Annotated in this window: 1 pseudogene; it reads left to right on the top strand. The window is 76.3% G+C overall.

Features of this window, described 5'->3' with window-relative positions:
- Positions 1–298 precede the first annotated feature (298 nt).
- Positions 299–1,715: pseudogene (locus AB0C29_RS46985) on the top strand (hypothetical protein); the annotation flags it as partial.

Below are 1,715 nucleotides of genomic sequence, written 5' to 3'. Positions count from 1 at the left end.
GCCGTCCTGGCGTGAGCCCGCGCGGCCGGCCGAAAGCTGGCAGACGCCCCAGCCGAGCGCCCCGACGTCACACTCCGGCAGCTGGTCGGCGCCCGTCGACGACGGCCGGCACCTCGTCCGCGAGGACGACCGCGCGGCCTGGCGCGAATCGGCGGCCGGACAGACGCGACCGGCCGACGGCCCGCCCCAGGTGGGGCGCCGCCGGGCCCCCGATGTGGGCTCTCGCACAAGCGGGGGTACGGGGTGGACGGCGCGTTCCGAAGCCGACAACTGGGCAGGGCACACCGACACCGGCAGCATGCCCGCGTTCCAGGACCCCGCGACCACCGACGCACCGAGCTGGCGTCGCGGAAGCACCGAACCGCCGGCGCCGGACGGCTGGCGCACGAGCACCACCACGAGCAGCTGGCAGAGCAGCCCGCCGGTGACCGACAGCTGGCGCAGCGCTGATCAGGCCCGCACCGAGGCCCGCCCCGACCAGCCCCGCACGGACAGCTGGCGCACACCGCCGGCGACCGAGGGCTGGCGCAGCGGCGACGAGGCCCGCGCCGACGGCTGGCGCGACACCGGCTCCTGGCGCCGCGACCCGGAGCCAGGCCCGGCAGTCGACCCGTGGGCGCAGAGCGCCGCCGAGACGGGCGTCATCCCGCTGCCCCTCCAGCCACGTGAGCGCGACTCGGAGAGCTGGCAGAGCCGTACGGACACCGGCAGCTGGCAGCGCGAGGCAGACACCACCGGCCGCCGAGGTCGCAGCGACCCGGGCGCGAACGGCGACAGCGGCTCGTGGCAGCGCGGCGCAGAGTCCGGACGCACGGACACGGGTTCCTGGCAGCGCGAAACTGAGGTCGGCAGCAGCCAGAGCCGGATCGAGCCGGGCTCCTGGCAGCGCGAGCAGGACAACGGCCGCACCGACACGGGCTCATGGCGACAGGGACCCGAAACCGGCCGCACCGACACCGGTTCCTGGCAACGCGGACCGGACAACGGCCGCACCGACACCGGATCTTGGCAGCGCGGACCCGAAACCGGCCGCACAGACACGGGCTCCTGGCAACGCGGAGTCGATCCCGGCCGCACGGACGCCGGCTCCCAGCAGCGCGGAGTCGAGCCCGGCCGCGCGGACACCGGCTCCTGGCAGCGCGGACCCGAAACCGGCCGCACCGACACGGGGTCATGGCAACGCGGACCGGAAACCGGTCGGACCGACACGGGGTCATGGCAACGCGGACCGGAAGCCGGCCGGACCGACACCGGCTCCTGGCAGCGCGGACCGGACAACGGCCGCACAGACACCGGATCTTGGCAGCGCGGACCCGAAACCGGCCGCACCGATACCGGCTCCTGGCAGCAAGGCACCCCGAACGGTCGTGGCGCCGATGCAGGACCGCGGCGCCGCGAGATCGAGGCGCCGCAGGCCTTCCAGACCCCGGCCGCTCCGCCGCGCGGCGGCGAGATCGAACGCTGGCCCGGGTCCGACCCACGCCGTGGCCAAGAGCCCTACCCAGGCCCCGAACCCCGCCGCGGCCAAGAGCCCTACCGCGCCCCCGAAGCAGGCCCGGCCCCTCGCCGTGGCCAGGACGCCTACCGCGGGCCCGAGCCGGGCCCGGAGCCATGGCGTGGAGCCGAGCCGGGAGCAGAGCCATGGCGCGGAGCCGAGCCGCCGCGTGACTTCGAGGCCCCTCGCGGCCCGGAGCCCCGCCGCAGCCGGGACCGGC

This window comes from Actinoplanes sp. NPDC048791, assembly GCF_040650095.1.
Taxonomy (GTDB): domain Bacteria; phylum Actinomycetota; class Actinomycetes; order Mycobacteriales; family Micromonosporaceae; genus Actinoplanes.
This window is presented reverse-complemented; position numbering and strand designations above follow the sequence as displayed.